The organism is Bradyrhizobium pachyrhizi (genome assembly GCF_001189245.1).
Lineage (GTDB): Bacteria > Pseudomonadota > Alphaproteobacteria > Rhizobiales > Xanthobacteraceae > Bradyrhizobium > Bradyrhizobium pachyrhizi.
Map to the genome: position 1 here is coordinate 1 of NZ_LFIQ01000026.1, position 14,189 is coordinate 14,189.

The 14,189-nt window shown below is 65.0% G+C and carries 16 protein-coding genes and 1 tRNA gene; 8 read left to right on the forward strand and 9 right to left on the reverse strand.

What is annotated here, in order from left to right:
- The 3 genes from AKL29_RS03270 to chpT all read right to left on the reverse strand — a co-directional run.
- A partial coding sequence (locus AKL29_RS03270) for a chemotaxis protein CheW (protein ID WP_050383055.1) occupies positions 1 to 453 on the reverse strand: 453 nt, incomplete at its 3' end.
- 23 nt (positions 454 to 476) lie between these two features.
- Entirely contained in the window at positions 477 to 3,185 is a 2,709-nt protein-coding gene (locus AKL29_RS03275; RefSeq protein ID WP_050383057.1) for a hybrid sensor histidine kinase/response regulator, read from the reverse strand.
- 202 nt (positions 3,186 to 3,387) lie between these two features.
- The gene (gene chpT / locus AKL29_RS03280) at positions 3,388 to 4,035 is read right to left on the reverse strand and encodes a histidine phosphotransferase ChpT (RefSeq protein WP_028338173.1); all 648 of its coding nucleotides are present in this window, start codon (positions 4,033 to 4,035) and stop codon (positions 3,388 to 3,390) included.
- Positions 4,036 to 4,291: 256 nt separating this feature from the next.
- Here chpT and cysQ point away from each other — a divergent pair, with 256 nt between their 5' ends.
- The gene (cysQ, locus tag AKL29_RS03285; protein WP_050383059.1) at positions 4,292 to 5,119 is read left to right on the forward strand and encodes a 3'(2'),5'-bisphosphate nucleotidase CysQ; all 828 of its coding nucleotides are present in this window, start codon (positions 4,292 to 4,294) and stop codon (positions 5,117 to 5,119) included.
- On the opposite strand, the gene AKL29_RS03290 is transcribed toward cysQ, so the two are convergent.
- Positions 5,120 to 5,584, reverse strand: coding sequence for a YHS domain-containing (seleno)protein (locus AKL29_RS03290; RefSeq protein WP_050383061.1), 465 nt, complete (start codon positions 5,582 to 5,584; stop codon positions 5,120 to 5,122).
- A gap of 153 nt (positions 5,585 to 5,737) precedes the next feature.
- Between AKL29_RS03290 and AKL29_RS03295 the strand changes: the two genes are divergently transcribed.
- The 3 genes from AKL29_RS03295 (at position 5,738) to AKL29_RS03305 (ending at position 8,051) form a co-directional block, all read left to right on the forward strand.
- Positions 5,738 to 6,343: a DUF1134 domain-containing protein gene (locus tag AKL29_RS03295; protein ID WP_016843676.1), complete on the forward strand. Its 606-nt coding sequence runs from the start codon at positions 5,738 to 5,740 to the stop codon at positions 6,341 to 6,343.
- A gap of 236 nt (positions 6,344 to 6,579) precedes the next feature.
- On the forward strand, positions 6,580 to 7,863 hold the full coding sequence (locus AKL29_RS03300) for a coiled-coil domain-containing protein (protein ID WP_050383065.1): 1,284 nt from the start codon (positions 6,580 to 6,582) through the stop codon (positions 7,861 to 7,863).
- Between the two features lie 113 nt (positions 7,864 to 7,976).
- Positions 7,977 to 8,051: transfer RNA gene (locus tag AKL29_RS03305), tRNA-Val, on the forward strand.
- A gap of 63 nt (positions 8,052 to 8,114) precedes the next feature.
- On the opposite strand, the gene AKL29_RS03310 is transcribed toward AKL29_RS03305, so the two are convergent.
- A complete protein-coding gene (locus AKL29_RS03310) occupies positions 8,115 to 8,447 on the reverse strand; it encodes a hypothetical protein (protein WP_050383067.1) in 333 nt (110 codons plus the stop codon).
- Between the two features lie 178 nt (positions 8,448 to 8,625).
- Between AKL29_RS03310 and AKL29_RS03315 the strand changes: the two genes are divergently transcribed.
- A complete protein-coding gene (locus AKL29_RS03315; RefSeq protein ID WP_028338178.1) occupies positions 8,626 to 8,997 on the forward strand; it encodes a DUF4118 domain-containing protein in 372 nt (123 codons plus the stop codon).
- 69 nt (positions 8,998 to 9,066) lie between these two features.
- On the opposite strand, the gene AKL29_RS43235 is transcribed toward AKL29_RS03315, so the two are convergent.
- Positions 9,067 to 9,207: a hypothetical protein gene (locus AKL29_RS43235; protein WP_167350374.1), complete on the reverse strand. Its 141-nt coding sequence runs from the start codon at positions 9,205 to 9,207 to the stop codon at positions 9,067 to 9,069.
- Between the two features lie 171 nt (positions 9,208 to 9,378).
- Here AKL29_RS43235 and AKL29_RS03320 point away from each other — a divergent pair, with 171 nt between their 5' ends.
- Positions 9,379 to 9,615, forward strand: coding sequence for a hypothetical protein (locus tag AKL29_RS03320; RefSeq protein ID WP_244481729.1), 237 nt, complete (start codon positions 9,379 to 9,381; stop codon positions 9,613 to 9,615).
- Between the two features lie 247 nt (positions 9,616 to 9,862).
- Here AKL29_RS03320 and AKL29_RS42680 read toward each other — a convergent pair whose 3' ends face one another.
- From AKL29_RS42680 to AKL29_RS03335, 3 genes are all read right to left on the reverse strand, one after another.
- Complete coding sequence (locus tag AKL29_RS42680) at positions 9,863 to 10,015, reverse strand: hypothetical protein (protein WP_160321703.1); 153 nt, start codon at positions 10,013 to 10,015, stop codon at positions 9,863 to 9,865.
- Positions 10,016 to 10,068: 53 nt separating this feature from the next.
- On the reverse strand, positions 10,069 to 10,605 hold the full coding sequence (locus tag AKL29_RS03330) for a hypothetical protein (RefSeq protein WP_050383074.1): 537 nt from the start codon (positions 10,603 to 10,605) through the stop codon (positions 10,069 to 10,071).
- Positions 10,606 to 10,747: 142 nt separating this feature from the next.
- Positions 10,748 to 12,295 carry an acetolactate synthase large subunit gene (locus tag AKL29_RS03335; RefSeq protein ID WP_050383077.1) on the reverse strand — a complete coding sequence of 516 codons (1,548 nt, stop codon included), beginning with the start codon at positions 12,293 to 12,295 and terminating at the stop codon, positions 10,748 to 10,750.
- A gap of 326 nt (positions 12,296 to 12,621) precedes the next feature.
- On the opposite strand from AKL29_RS03335, the gene AKL29_RS03340 reads away from it, so the two are divergent.
- On the forward strand, positions 12,622 to 13,197 hold the full coding sequence (locus tag AKL29_RS03340; RefSeq protein WP_038378145.1) for a L,D-transpeptidase: 576 nt from the start codon (positions 12,622 to 12,624) through the stop codon (positions 13,195 to 13,197).
- 93 nt (positions 13,198 to 13,290) lie between these two features.
- Positions 13,291 to 14,091 carry a DUF2927 domain-containing protein gene (locus AKL29_RS03345; protein WP_028338182.1) on the forward strand — a complete coding sequence of 267 codons (801 nt, stop codon included), beginning with the start codon at positions 13,291 to 13,293 and terminating at the stop codon, positions 14,089 to 14,091.
- Positions 14,092 to 14,189 lie beyond the last annotated feature (98 nt).

Genomic DNA, 14,189 nt, shown 5'->3' on the forward strand with positions numbered 1-14,189 from the left:
GGGCACCAGTTCGAGCACGCGATCGACGTCGAGGACGACCATGAGCTGGCCGTCGAGGCGGTGGACGCCGCCGGCGAGCTTGGCCATGCGGGGATCGAGGTTGACCGGGTTGTCCTCGCGGCTGTCGTCGGGCAGCCGCAGCACCTCGCCGATCTGGTCGATCAACAGGCCATAGGATTCGCCGCGCTGGTCGACGCCGACCGCCATCGGCAGCTGGCCGTCGTCGGCCTTCGGCAGCCCGAGCCGGGCGCGCATGTCGACCACGGTGACGATGCGGCCGCGCAGATTGAGCACGCCGGCGATCTCGCTGGAGGCCAGCGGCACCCGCGTCAGCCGCTCCGGCATGAACACGTCCTGCACCCGCGAGATCGGCAGGCCGAACAGCTGCCCGCCGATCACGGCGGTGACGTATTCGGCCATGGCGCCTTCGCTTGTGTCGGTCTTGCTGGTCATCGCTCTGTTTCCCTCCCGTCCCGTCACGCCGCTTTCCGGATCTCGGCGGTCTGCTCTTTCAGCGCCGCGATCAGCCCGGGACGATCAAACTTGGCGACATAGTCGTGGAAGCCGGCCTGCCGGCCGCGCTCGATCGCCGCCGGCGACACCATCGCCGACAGCGCGATGATCGGCAGTCCGATCAGATTGTGGTCGCTTCGGATGTTCTCGGCGAACTCGAAGCCGTTCATCTCGGGCATCTCGATGTCGGTCAGCACGACGTCGAAGGCCTGTCCCGAACGCAGCGCGGCGAGCCCTTCCTGCGCGCCGCCCGCGGTCCTGACCTTGTAGCCGGCGGCCTTCAAGACCGGCGCCAGCATGTTGCGGAAGAAGGCACTGTCATCGACCAGCAGCACCGACTGCGCGCTAGCCGACGGGCGCATCTCCTTGCGCGAGAACCAGTCGGCGAACGCCATCGGCAGGAAGTGGCCGACGTCGATCACCTCGGTGGCCTGGCCCTTGATCACGGCCGAGCCCAGAATGCCGTCCTGCGAACCCGCGACCTCGATGTTGAGCCGCTCCTCGACGATGTCGATGATCTCGTCGACCACGAGCCCCATCGAGCGGCCGTCGTCGGCGAACACCAGGATCGGCTGCGAGCCCTGGCTCTGCACCTCGACCCCGGCCATCTGCACCAGCGGCATCAGCTGCTCGCGGTACTGCACCATGTAGCGGCCGTTCGAGAGCTCGATCTTGTCGGTTGCGATCTCCTCCAGCCGGGTGACGAGGCCGAGCGGCACCGCCTTGGGCTGCGAGGAGCCGGCGCGGAACACCAGCAGCGAGGTCAGCTGCTCGCCGCTTGCCGCATGGGCGTTCGCATTGTCGTCGGCCAGGTCATGGGCCGAGGAGCCGGACGCGCCGAGGGCTTTTGCGATGCCGTTGGGATCGATGATCATGATCACGGCGCCATCGCCAAGGATGGTGTTGCCGGAGAACATGTCGATGTGCCGCAGCTTGGTCGACATCGGCTTGACCACGATCTCCTCGGTGTGGAACACGCCGTCGACCACGATGCCGAAGGTCTGGCTGCCCACTTGAGTGACCACGATGAAGCCGTTCTCGGCGTCGGTTGTGGTCGCGCCGTCGTCGATCTTGAGCAGCTTCTTGAGGTGGATCAGCGGCAGCAGCTTGTTGCGCAGGCGCAAGACCGCGGTGTCCTTGATGCGCTCGATGCGGTGCTCGGAGTTGGCGCGGGCGCGCACCAGCTCGACGACAGACAATTGCGGGATCGCAAAGCGGTCGCCGCCGGCTTCCACGATCAGGGCGGAGACGATCGCAAGGGTCAGCGGGATCTTGATGGTGACCGAGGCCCCCTCGCCGGCCACGCTCTTGATGTCGATGGTGCCGCCGATCTGGTCGATATTGGTGCGCACCACGTCCATGCCGACGCCGCGGCCGGACACCGAGGTCACTTGCGCGGCGGTCGAGAAGCCCGGCGCGAAGATGAACTTGTGGATCTGGGCCTCGGTCATCTTCTCCAGTTCAGCCTCGGTGACGAGACCGTTCTGAAGCGCCTTGGCCTTGATCCGCTCGGTGTTGAGCCCGCGGCCATTGTCGGCAATGCAGATGATGATGTGGCCGCCCTCGTGATAGGCGGACAGGCGAATGGTGCCCTGTTCTGGCTTGCCGGCGGCGACCCGCTCGGCGGTGGTCTCCAGCCCATGATCGGCGGAGTTGCGCACCATGTGCGTCAACGGATCCTTGATCAGGTCGAGCACCTGGCGGTCGAGCTCGGTGTCGGCGCCGTGCATCTCGAGCTCGATCTGCTTGCCGAGTTCGCCGGAGAGGTCGCGGACGATGCGCGGCAGCTTCTGCCAGGCATTGCCGATCGGCTGCATGCGCGTCTTCATGACGCCTTCCTGCAGCTCGGCGGTGACGTTGGAGAGCCGCTGCAAGGGCACCTTGAACTCGGTGTCCTCGTTGCGGCGGGAGATCTCCAGCAGCTGGTTGCGGGTCAGGACCAGCTCGGAGACCATGGTCATCAGGTGTTCGAGGGTGTCGACATTGACCCGGATCGACTGGTTGGCGATCTTGTCGCCTTCCTGGACATCCTCACCGGCGGCCTTGCGGGCCGGCTTCTTCGCAGGCTCAGCCGGCTCGGCGGCGGGAGCCGCAGCGGCAGGCTTGGCGGCCGGCGCGGGCGCGGCGACTTCGGTCTCGGTCTCGCGGAAGGCGCGCTCGAGCTCGTCGAGCGAGACCTCGCCCGGACGCAGCGGACGCTCCAGCGTCTGCACCACCAGCGTGCCTTCGGCCGCCTGCACGGACGGGGCTTCGACGACCGGCACGTCTTCTTCAGCAGCAACTGCCATTGCCGCCATGCCGTGCTCGACCATGGCCTCGAGCTGATCGATCAGATCGCGGTCGTTGCCTTCAGGCTCGGCCTCGGTCGCCTCGAGCCCTGCAAGGATCTCCTTGATGCGGTCGATCGAGGACAGGATCAGCGTCACGGCTTCCGCCTTCACCGGCATGCCGTCGCGGAATTTGCCCATCAAGGTCTCGCCGGCATGCGCCAGCGCCTCGAGCCGCGGCAGCCCGAGGAAGCCGCAGGTGCCCTTGATGGTGTGCACCAGCCGGAAGATGTTATCCAGGATCTTCGCGTTGTTCGGATCCTGCTCGAACTGCACCAGCTGGTTGTCGACCGTATCCAGGCTCTCGCTGCTCTCCGTCAGGAACTCGCGCAACAGATCGTCCATGAAACCAACCTTCGAAAAACGCCGAAAACGCAGCGGCGCGCAACATCGACGCGCCTGACGGAACTCAGGTCAGCTTCTCCGCAAAGCGTTTAAGTTTGGTTGAGCAAATGGAAAGGAACGGGATCAACAAAGAGATAAGGCCGCGCGATCGAATCGCGCGGCCGGTCGTAACCTTTGATTAATGATATCGGCGCGGCCGCGGTCAGGACGCGGCAATGATGACCTTGTCGCCGTCGAGCGCGAGCGTCACCTTCAGCCCGCAGGCTTCCGCCAGCAGGCGGGTGTAGTGCGGTTGCACCGCATGCGCATCGACCGTGTTCGGCGAGGTCGCATTCAGGAGATCGACGATGTTCTGCGGCACGCGCGCATTGAGGCCCGCGGCCGTGATGCGGAAGCTCATCGCCTCGCCTTCGCCGACCGGATCAATCGTCAGCGTGCCGCCGCGCGGGATCGTCTGCTGCGCGACGACCAGCATGTTCAAGAGCAGCTTGACCCGGTTCTTGGGCAACAGCAGCCGCGGCAAATTCCAGGTCAGCGCCACCTTGCCGTCCTCGATATGCCCCTTCGCCATGTTCTGGGCGTCGCCGAGGTCGATCTGCGCGCCGGAGGAACCGGCCGCGCCAAACGCCAGCCGGCAGAACTGCAACCGCGCCGAAGCGGTCTTGGCGCTCTTGCGAATCAGATCGAGCGCGAAGTCGCGATCTTCGGGCTTGGGATTGTCGTCAAGGACCTCAAGCCCATTAACGATCGCACCGACCGGACTGATGAGATCGTGACAGACCCGCGAGCACAAGAGCGCCGCGAGCTCGAGCGCGTCGGGAGCGGGACCGGGAGACGAAGTGCCAGACATCAATTGTTTCCTGGAAAGCCGCACGCCGACCGAGGAGTGCGAATCACGCATGCCTGTGGGCTTGATACACTGCGCAGACGGATGCTGCCAGCTTGCGACGGGGCTGATAAAGCATGATCCGGAAAAGTGGAAACCGGTTTTCCGAAAAGGTCATGCTCAAACAAGGAGATGAGATCATGATGCGATGCTCCGTCATCGCATCATGATCTCAGGGAACACAAACAGGATATGCGATCCGCTGATATGAGACCCGCACATGAATAGGGCAAAGCCGTCCCTGATCGGCTGCGAGGCCGCCGCGACGCTGCTCGAATCGCTGACCGAACTGGTGATCCGCGCCGGCGAGGCAATTCTTGCCGTCAATCGTTCCGCGATGAAGGTGACCGGCAAGAGCGACGGGTCGCCGGTCACCGAGGCCGATCTCGCCGCCGACCACATCATCGTCGAAGGGCTGACGCGGCTCGCGCCGCAGGTGTCGCTGCTATCGGAGGAGCGCGTCCATCTGGCGACGCCGCCTTATAAGGACAGTTTCTTCCTGATTGATCCGCTCGACGGCACAAAGGAGTTCGTTGCCGGCCGCAATGAATTCACCGTCAATGTGGCGCTGGTCACGCAAGGCGTGCCGCTGCTCGGCATCGTCGGCGCGCCGGCGCTCGGCCTGATCTGGCGCGGCATCGTCGGCAAGGGCGCGGAGCGGCTGACGTCGCAGGCCGGCGCGGTTTCGCAGGCGGTGCCGATCAAGACCCGTCCCTGCCCGCCGCGCGGTGCCCCATGGACGGTGGCAGTGAGCCGCTCGCATGGCGATGCACGCACCGAAGCCTTCATCGACGCACGCGGCGGCGCGGTCCGCGCCGTGCTGGGCTCGGCCGTCAAATTCGGCCGCGTCGCCGAGGGCGAGGTCGATATCTATCCCCGCCTGTCGCCGACATCGGAGTGGGATGTGGCGGCCGGTCACGCGGTCGTCGTTGCGGCCGGCGGCAAGGTCACCGATTCGAACGGAAGCCCGTTGCATTTCGGGCTGGGCCGCGAAGACTTTCTGGTGCCGGAATTCATTGCCTGGGGCGACCCGGCCGCGGCGCCGTGATCACTGCGCGAGATTGTCTTCCAGCTCCGGCCAACGCACTGCGGCTTCCTTCAAAAAGCGCGCGGGATCGGCGGCGAACGCGTCACGGCTGCGTTCCCGGTTGAACAGGTAAAGCCTGTTCCCGACGACGGCCCAGAAGCGCGGATTGCCCGCGCAGGTGACGCCCCGCACCAGATCGGTCGGATCGTAGCCGCCGAATTGCGGGCCATAGATTTCGGGATGCGCCACGAACGAAGCGCGGTTGCCCTCGTTGCGGAAACGCCAGACCACGCCGTTCTCTGCGGCCTCGAATTCCGGCCGCCCCTGGGTGGCGGCGGCATCGGTGAAATAAGCGACGGGATCGAATCCTTCGATCGCCAATCCGGAGTAGCGGTTCGTCACCACGCGCTCGGTTGTGGTGGCCTGAACAGGCAAGGAGGGCCAGATGGCCGCCAAAATGCCCGCCAACAGGCCGAAAAACGCCATCCCGCGGCACGATCCATATCTTTCCTGCCGTTGTGCCGTCATAGTTGATACCGATAACATCCGAGTCGAGGGGACACCGGGCGCAACCTAGAGCCGTGCCTGTTGGCATCAGGTTAAAGGGCAGCGCCCGGATTTCGATAGCAGGGGTTCTTAATGACTTTCGCATCACGCCTTGCCGCGGTCGCGTTTGCCGCGCTGATGTGCTGGAGCGCAGGGGCGTCCGCGCAGCAGGGCCCGCCACCGCAATATCCGCCGCCACAGCGTGAACCGACCCCGTATACTTACGGGCCCGATGAACTGGTCAATGCCGGACACAAGTTCTTCGGCAATGTCTCGCGCGGACTCGCCTCGGTCATCGAGCGCGCGGTCAGCCAGTGGGGCCTGCCCAACGGTTATGTGCTCGGCGAGGAAGGCTCCGGCGCCTTCGTGGCCGGGCTGCGCTATGGCGAAGGCACGCTCTACACCAAGAACGCCGGCGACCTCAGGGTCTACTGGCAGGGTCCCTCGGTCGGCTTCGACTGGGGCGGCGACGGCGCGAGGACCATGACGCTGGTCTACAACCTGCCTTCGACCCAGGCGATCTATCAGCGCTTCGTCGGCATCGACGGCTCGGCCTATATCGTCGGCGGCTTCGGCATGACGGCGCTGACCGCCAACAACATCGTGCTGGTCCCGATTCGCTCGGGCATCGGCCTGCGGCTCGGCGCCAGCGTCGGCTATCTCAAATTCACCCCGCGCGCGACCTGGAACCCGTTCTAGAGCGTTTCCAGCGCATTGGACGGCGGTTCGCATCAAGAAAGCGCGTCAAGACAAAATCCAGAGCCTCGTTCCGATTCATCGGAACGAAGCGCGAGGTCGCAGCCCTGATCGGACGATGAGGCCGGCGCTCCGGCACGGTTAGCAATTCAGGTTAACGCGGCAATCGGGCTGGCCTTTGGCCGGCCCGCCGTGGCATTGTGATTAACAAATTCCTTCTTTTCTTGGAGTGACCCTTCATGATCGAGCCGATCATGTACGCGGCGATCGGTTTCCTGATCTCGATGCTGTGCGGCCTGATGATCGTTCCGCTGGTGCACAACCGGGCGGTGCGGCTGACTACGCGCCGCATGGAGGCGGCCACCCCGCTGTCGATGGCCGAGATCCAGGCCGACAAGGACCAGCTCCGCGCCGAATTCGCCATGTCGGCCCGCCGGCTCGAGATGAGCGTCGACCAGCTCAAGAGCAAGACCACGAGCCAGCTCGCCGAGCTCGGCAAGAAGACCGATGCGATCAACCGCATGAAGATCGAGCTCGGCGAGAAGAACGCCGCGATCTTCGCGCTGGAAGCGCGCGAGAAGGCGATGAAGGAGCAGCTTCGCGCCACCGAGGAAGAGTTCTCAGCCAAGACCGAGCTGTTGCGCAACGCCGAGCAGGCGCTGACCGACAAGCAGGGCGAGCTTGGCAAGATCAACGCCGAGCTCAACGACCGCGCGATGGCCGCCGACAGCCGCCAGATCGAACTGGTCGCGGTGCGGACCCAGGTCGAGGAGCTGAAGAACCGGGTCGGCGATGCCGCCAGGGAATTCGCGGCAACCGAAGCCCGCCTCGCCCAGGAGCGCAACCAGTCGGAAACCGCGACGCGCGATCTCACCGACGCGCGCGGCCGAGTCGAGAATCTGAGCCAGCGCGTCAACGACCTCGACCGCCAGCTCGTCGCCCAGGTCAAGGAAGCCGAGCTGCTCGGCAACCGCGTCAACGACCTCGAGACGCGGCTTGCGACCCAGGGCAAGCTGCTTGCCGAGCGTGAATTCGAGAACGGCCAGTTGAAGCAGGCCAACGCCGCCGCCGAGCGGACTGTGCAGGAGCTGCGCGAGGAGATCGCAGCAGTGGGCGGCGGCAAATCCTCCGCGCTCGACAAGCTGCGCCAGGAGAAGACTCAAGTCGAGGAGCAGCTGCGCACCGTCAGCGACGAGCGCGGCAAGCTGCAGCGCGACATCAATGCCATCCAGCAGCAGGCCGAGAGTTCCTGGGCGACCGAGCGGATGGAGAATGCGCTGCTGCGCGAGCGCATCAACGACATCGCCGCCGAGGTGGCCAAGCTCGCGATCCAGCTCGAGGGCCCGAATTCGGCGATCGAGGCCATGCTGGCGGCGGAGCCGACGGTGCCGGGCAAGGCGGCGGCCAAGCCCGCCAACGGCGTCTCGCCGGGCAGCGGGATGCCCGAGGGCGGCGGCACGCTCGCCGAGCGCATCCGGGCGCTGCAGTCACATGCCTCCCGCGCCCGCCAGCAAGGGGCTTAATTCCCGCAGGGTTTGGCTTGACACCCCTACCCGGCACTTCGTAAATCGCACGCTCTGACGAAGCGCCGCACTCGACCGGCCGCCGACCAGCGGCTTTTGGCACGTCACATCCCGGACGCATAGCTCAGCGGGAGAGCGTTCCCTTCACACGGGAGAGGTCCAAGGTTCGATCCCTTGTGCGTCCACCATTCCCCTTCGGGACCGCCTCATCAAAAATGTCGAAAACAACCCCATGCAAAGCAGCCGACGCGTTAGTGGCGGCGGCCCGGCGCTTCCCCCTTACTGCCGGCGGCGGTGCGGGCGGGTGACGGGTTGCCGGTGCGCCGGCTGAGTTGGCCGAGCAGGTCGCGAACGGCGCCGTCGAGTTCATCGGGTGGCGGGATGGCGTGATCGGCGCTTTGAGTGCCGGTCGGCCGATACCAGCCGCGGGCGGAGCTGTCGTCATTCGCGGCGCGAACCTGCGGCGCGCGAACGCGAACGCGCGGGGCGGACCGCCGTCTGCGGCGAGAGATCAGCTCGCGCACGCCGTACCCCGATACGAACCCGATCCCGGCGACGAGAACGACAATCAGAAGTTCGAGCATCGTGTTGTCCCCAATCGCCGTGCCGCAACGCAATATGCGCGACAATACGGCGGCGGCTTGACCGGGCCGGTTCCTTTTCACTGTATCGAGCACAACCCTGCCCCTCGGAATCGTACGGGGTTTTGTTTGCAGGCCTCCTCGGCTACCTTCCCGGAACTCGCTGGGGCCGGGAGTCTCGATGCGCAAGGGCAACGACTACATTTTGAAGCTGCGGCCTTGGTCGTTGTCGACATTCGTCGTCGCCCTGCTTGCGGTGGTGCTGGCCACCGCGACCCAGGAGATGTTCGCGAGCTTCGGCATGCAGTTCTATTTCGCGGGCTTCGTGCCGGCGATCCTGATCGCCGGCCTGATGGGCGGCGCGCCCGCCGGCGCGTTTGCCACCATCATCACGGTACCGATCGTCTGGTGGGCGTTCATGCCGCCCTATTTCGAGTTCGCCTGGCCGACGGCCGGCGACTATGACAGCCTGGCGATGTTCCTGCTGTCGAGTGCGCTCTTGGTCTGCTTCTCGCAACTCTATCGGGAAGGGCTGGCAATTCTGCGGAAGTAGCGGACGACGCAGGCCGCGACCGGCCGCCAGCGACAGCGCGCCGGCTGCCTTGTCGTGGATCGTTCAACCTCAGATCCCGAACATCCAGATCGCGACGATGGTGGCCAGCGTCGCCACGCCGCTGATGGTCCAGCCCGCCGCGTAGAAGGTATCCTCGGGGGCGGTGTCGAGCACCGTATTGGTGGTTTCCGTCACTGACCGCCAGCGCATGGCGTCTCTCCTCGGAACTCCTGCCCGGCCAGATAACGCGGCGCCCGGTTCCCGGTTCCGCGGTGGCCATGCCGTTCACGCAGAGCTCACGGACTGATGATCGGCGCCGCGGAACCCTGCGACATTCTGTCCCGTTGAGGCTCGCCGGAAACCAACTTGGGAGAACATCCGATGCGAACACTGATCCTCGCCGCCACCGCCCTTGCCTTCGTCTCGTCCACCGCGCTCGCGCAGGACAAGGCGGGCGGGAGCCCGGCCCCCGCCGCGCAAAGCGGCGACACCGCGACCAAGAGCGAGGCGGCCAAGGCGCCGAAGAAGAAAGCGAAGAAGACCGCCAAGAAATCGAGCGCCAAGACCGGTGCCACGACCGGTGCCGCCACGACCGGCAGCGATGCCACCAAGCAATAAATAGAAACAATCGCGCCCGGTGATCCACTTGGCGATCACGGACTTCGCGATCACGGACTTGGCGATCACGGACTTGGCGATCACGGAAAAGGCCGCCCGAAGGCGGCCTTTTTACTGTCTCGGTGCGGATGTCGCCTCGGCCCGTCGCGTCGCAATCAAGTGCGCCGACCACCTCAGGCCGTGGAAGTTGGGGCGTTGGAAGTTGGGGCAGTGGAAGTTGGATCAGTGCAAGCTGGACCAGCGAAAGTCAGACCAGCGAATTCAGGTGCGGGAGGGGGAGCGAAAGAGTTGCGAAGCTGATAATCCGCACCGCCATCGGATCGTTCTGAAAATTGACCACCAGCTCCAGGAATTGCTCCACCTCCCGCACCTTCTGTTGTGCCGCGCGCGCAGGGGCCACGCATGATCCAAACGGGCTATCACTGCAACGCGGAGAAAGATTCATCGATAGGCTTAATGCGGAGCGCCATTGTCGCGCCTGTTCGCGAGCCCGCTCTCGCGGAGCCGCTCGGCAAACCAGAGCGATGTCGCGCTATCGATGGCTCCGCCGGCATAGACCTCGGAAAAGCTCACCCCGCTGTGTCCGACGATCACCAGCACGCCCATCGCATAGGCAAACCAGACGTTCGGATCGGTCAGCGCCTGCAGCTTGCGCTGATCGTGCTCGATCGGCTGGTGATTGCTGTCCTTGCGCAGTTCGATGGCCAGGAGATTGTTCGGGATGTCGCGCTGATGCACGACGATATCGGGATAGATCGACTTGCCGAGATGGTCGTCGGTCGAGCTCCCCGAGCCGCGCGGCAGCCGCAGCGTGCGCTCGCCGAGCCGGTCGTAGTTGCAATCGACCTGCCAGCCGGAAAATTGCCGCTCGACGTAGACCGCCAGCCGGTGAGTGAGCGTTCGCTCGCCGAGATCGCGCTCGAGCAGGAACATCTCCTGCGCATAGAATTCCTCCACGGCGGCGATCACCTTGTTCAGTTCGGTCTGCATCGACGCCTCCGACTGGACTAAAGCGCGATGAGATCAGGTGGTTCATCATCGCGCTTCAGCTTGTTGTTTGAGCATGATCTTTTCGGAAAACCGCTTCGCACTTTTCCGGATCATGCTCTGGGCCGCCGCCGCAACTACGCCCTTACATCTGCACTTCGATCAGCCGCGGTCCCGGCTCCGCAACGGCTTCCGCGAGCGCCTTGTTGAACTCGTCGGCCGTCGTCACCGCCCTGCCCGGCACCCCCATACCCCGGGCGAGCGCGACGAAGTCGAGCGTCGGCCGGTCGATCTTCAGCATGTCCTGCGCCCGCTTGCCCGGCTCGCCGGCGCCGACGCCGTCGAACTCGCCGCGCAGGATCTGATAGATGCGGTTGGCGAACACAATGGTCACCACGTTGAGTCCCTCGCGCGCCTGGGTCCACAGCGACTGGATCGTGTACATCGCGCTGCCGTCGCCGACCATGCAGATCACCTTGCGGTCCGGACAGGCGACCGCGGCGCCGGTTGCCACCGGCGTCGAGAAGCCGATCGAGCCGCCCATGTTCTGCAGCCAGTCATGCGGCGCGGCCGCTGCCGTCGGCGGGAAGAAGCCGCGGCCGGTGGTGACGGATTCATCGACCATGATGGCATTCTCGGGGATCGCGCACGCAATCGCCTGCGCGATCGTGGCGTGGTTGAGCGCGCCGGTCGGCTTGGCCAGTTCTTGCAATTGCTGCGGCTTGACGTCCTGCGCGGTCGCATGCAGCGCACCCGCGAGCGCCTCGAGCGCCGCGACCGAATTCTCGCCCCAGGCGGTCATGCGATGCACCTCGCAGCCTTCCGCCTTCAGCATGCTCGGCTTGTTCGGATAGGCGAAGAACGCCACGGGATCGTTGGCCTCGACCAGCACGATGTGACGGAAATTTTTCAGGATCGGCAGCGCCTGCTCGATCACATAGGGAATCCGGTTGATCGAGAAGCGGCCGCGGCCGCGCGCCATCCGCGGGTGATAGGTCTGGCCCATCACCGTGCAGCCGGTCTTGCCGGCGATGCGCTCGGCGAGCGCCAGCCCGTGCTCGGTCAACGCGCTGCCGGTGACGAGCAGCAGCGTATGCGCGGCATCGCCGTGCAGGATTTTCGCCGCGGTATCGACCGCCTGCGGCGAATAGCTCGGGCGCTGCGTGTCCACGGGCACCTCGGCGGTGCTGTCGGCTTCGTTCCAGGCGGTGTCGGCCGGCAGGATCAGGGTTGCGATCTGCGGCGGCGCGCTCCTGGCGGCGGCGATCGCGGCCGCGCCGTCGGCGGCAACCGACTTGGCATCCGGCGAGGTGCGCACCCAGGACGACATCGGCCGCGCCAGGCCCTCGATGTCCGATGTCAGCGGCGCGTTGTAGCCGATGTGGTAGGTGGCATGCTGGCCGACGATGTTGACGATGCCGGAATGCGCCTTCTTGGCGTTGTGCAGATTGGCAAGGCCGTTGGCGAGGCCGGGCCCGAGATGCAGCAGCGTCGAGGCCGGCGTTCCCTTCATGCGGAAATAGCCGTCGGCCGCACCGGTCACCACGCCTTCGAACAGACCGAGCACGCAGCGCATGCCCGGGACCTTGTCCAGCGCCGCGACGAAATGCATCTCCGAGGTGCCGGGATTGGTAAAACAGACATCCACGCCGCCTGCGACCAATGTCCGCACCAGACTTTCCGCACCGTTCATGCTCTCGCTCCCATTTCGAGATGTTCTTGAGGTCGCTCAGAGCACGATCCGATCCGATTGAATCGGATCATGCTCTCATCCTTTTGTTTGGTCGCGTTTTCTTGACGCGAACCGGTACCCACTTCGCTCGAAAACGCTCCAGATCAACCATTCTTCAGCGGCTTCGTCAAAGGCTTGGCCGGACAATGCAGGTATCGCTTCCGATCTGTTGCCTTTTTAAACCGTGTTGTTCGAAAATGCCTGAGGTCACGGCTTCGTCGCTTGCGAAACGCAGGTAATTGTGGCCTCTCTGACTGCATATTTGATTGTTCGCGAGGACGACGACCATGCGCCCGATTGCCTTGATGTTTGCCGCGCTCACGATCCTGGCAGGTGCCGGCCAGGCCCACGCCCAGTTCTTCGATTCCCGCGGCTATCAGTCCGAAGCCCCGAGCTTCTTCGGCGGCGGCGGCGCAAGCCCGATCCCGCGCACCACCGTCAACTACCCGACCAACTACGCCCCCGGCACCATCGTGGTGAACACCGCCGAACGCCGGCTCTATCTGGTGCTGGCGAACGGCCAGGCGCTGCGCTACGGCATCGGCGTCGGCCGCGACGGCTTCCGCTGGAGCGGTGTCCACCGCATCTCCGCAAAGAAGGAATGGCCGTCGTGGACGCCGCCGTCGCAGATGCTGCGCCGCCGCCCCGATCTGCCGCGCCACATGAACGGCGGCATCGAGAACCCGCTCGGCGCGCGCGCGATGTATCTCGGCTCGACGCTCTATCGCATCCACGGCTCGAACGAGCCGGAGACGATCGGCCAGGCCGTCTCGTCGGGCTGCTTCCGCATGACCAACGACGACGTCACCGATCTCTATGGTCGCGTCTCGGTCGGCACCACCGTGGTGGTGAAGAACAATTGATCGCGTCGATTTCAACGGAACCAGGCGCCGCCATTCGGCAAGATCGCTGATCCCGCCTTGCGCTGCCGCAAACCTTGCGGCAGCGTTGTCACAATGCCCCAGCACCGTCCTTCGATCCTCGTCCTTATCGCCGCAACGCTCGCCGCTTGCCTCGCTGATGCCGCGCTGCCCGCGGCCGCCACCGAGGTACCGGCGATCGCCGCGCGCCAGCGCAACGAGAAGAAGGTCTTCACCGACGCCGAGATCGTCGAGGGCTTTCTGAAAACCGCGTTCGGCGCCGAATATCATCTCGCCGGGCGGGTCGACCGCATCCGCAAGTACGACAGTCCGGTGCGCGTGTTCGCCGACGGCAGCCGCGCCGACCGCAAGGCGCAGCTTGCCAAGGTCGTCGCCGACATCCGCAGCAAGGTGCAGCATCTCGACATCGCGATGACCGAGAACAACGAAGCGGCCAATGTCGTGGTCAAGCTGGTGCGCGACCGCGAGTTGTACCGCACGATCGCGACCTTCTACGGCCAGGATCGCGCCAGGGAGATCCGCTCCTCGCTCGACCCGCAATGCCTGTCCGGCTTCCGCAAGAACGAGAACTACGAGATCGAGCATTCCGACGTGATCCTCACCGTCGACAACGGCGATTTCGTCTTCCTCGACTGCGCCTATGAGGAGTTGTTGCAGTCGCTCGGCCCGATCAACGACACCGCCACCGTGCCCTGGACCATGTTCAATGACAACGTCTCGATGGGCTATTTCGACGTCTACGACCAATATCTGCTCAACCTGCTCTACGACCCCCGCATCAAGCCCGGCATGACCGTGCAGGAGGTCAAGGCCGTGCTGCCCGCCGTGCTCGCCGACGTCCGCGCCTGGGTGGCGAAGGTGAACCATCTGGAGTGAGTTGCGGCTTTTTTTGGTGCGCAATGCTCGTCGCGCACAACACCGTCGTCCCGGCCCCCGTGCGCAAGTGCGCACTAGGTGGTGTTGACACTTATCGC

Bases quoted from the DNA above. Each gene is read 5' to 3' on its own strand.
- AKL29_RS03275 (WP_050383057.1), bottom strand. From the start codon at position 3,185: ATGGACGATCTGTTGCGCGAGTTCCTGACGGAGAGCAGCGAGAGCCTG.
- chpT (WP_028338173.1), bottom strand. From the start codon at position 4,035: ATGTCTGGCACTTCGTCTCCCGGTCCCGCTCCCGACGCGCTCGAGCTC.
- cysQ (WP_050383059.1), top strand. From the start codon at position 4,292: ATGAATAGGGCAAAGCCGTCCCTGATCGGCTGCGAGGCCGCCGCGACG.
- AKL29_RS03290 (WP_050383061.1), bottom strand. From the start codon at position 5,584: ATGGCGTTTTTCGGCCTGTTGGCGGGCATTTTGGCGGCCATCTGGCCC.
- AKL29_RS03295 (WP_016843676.1), top strand. From the start codon at position 5,738: ATGACTTTCGCATCACGCCTTGCCGCGGTCGCGTTTGCCGCGCTGATG.
- AKL29_RS03300 (WP_050383065.1), top strand. From the start codon at position 6,580: ATGATCGAGCCGATCATGTACGCGGCGATCGGTTTCCTGATCTCGATG.
- AKL29_RS03310 (WP_050383067.1), bottom strand. From the start codon at position 8,447: ATGCTCGAACTTCTGATTGTCGTTCTCGTCGCCGGGATCGGGTTCGTA.
- AKL29_RS03315 (WP_028338178.1), top strand. From the start codon at position 8,626: ATGCGCAAGGGCAACGACTACATTTTGAAGCTGCGGCCTTGGTCGTTG.
- AKL29_RS43235 (WP_167350374.1), bottom strand. From the start codon at position 9,207: ATGCGCTGGCGGTCAGTGACGGAAACCACCAATACGGTGCTCGACACC.
- AKL29_RS03320 (WP_244481729.1), top strand. From the start codon at position 9,379: ATGCGAACACTGATCCTCGCCGCCACCGCCCTTGCCTTCGTCTCGTCC.
- AKL29_RS03330 (WP_050383074.1), bottom strand. From the start codon at position 10,605: ATGCAGACCGAACTGAACAAGGTGATCGCCGCCGTGGAGGAATTCTAT.
- AKL29_RS03335 (WP_050383077.1), bottom strand. From the start codon at position 12,295: ATGAACGGTGCGGAAAGTCTGGTGCGGACATTGGTCGCAGGCGGCGTG.
- AKL29_RS03340 (WP_038378145.1), top strand. From the start codon at position 12,622: ATGCGCCCGATTGCCTTGATGTTTGCCGCGCTCACGATCCTGGCAGGT.
- AKL29_RS03345 (WP_028338182.1), top strand. From the start codon at position 13,291: ATGCCCCAGCACCGTCCTTCGATCCTCGTCCTTATCGCCGCAACGCTC.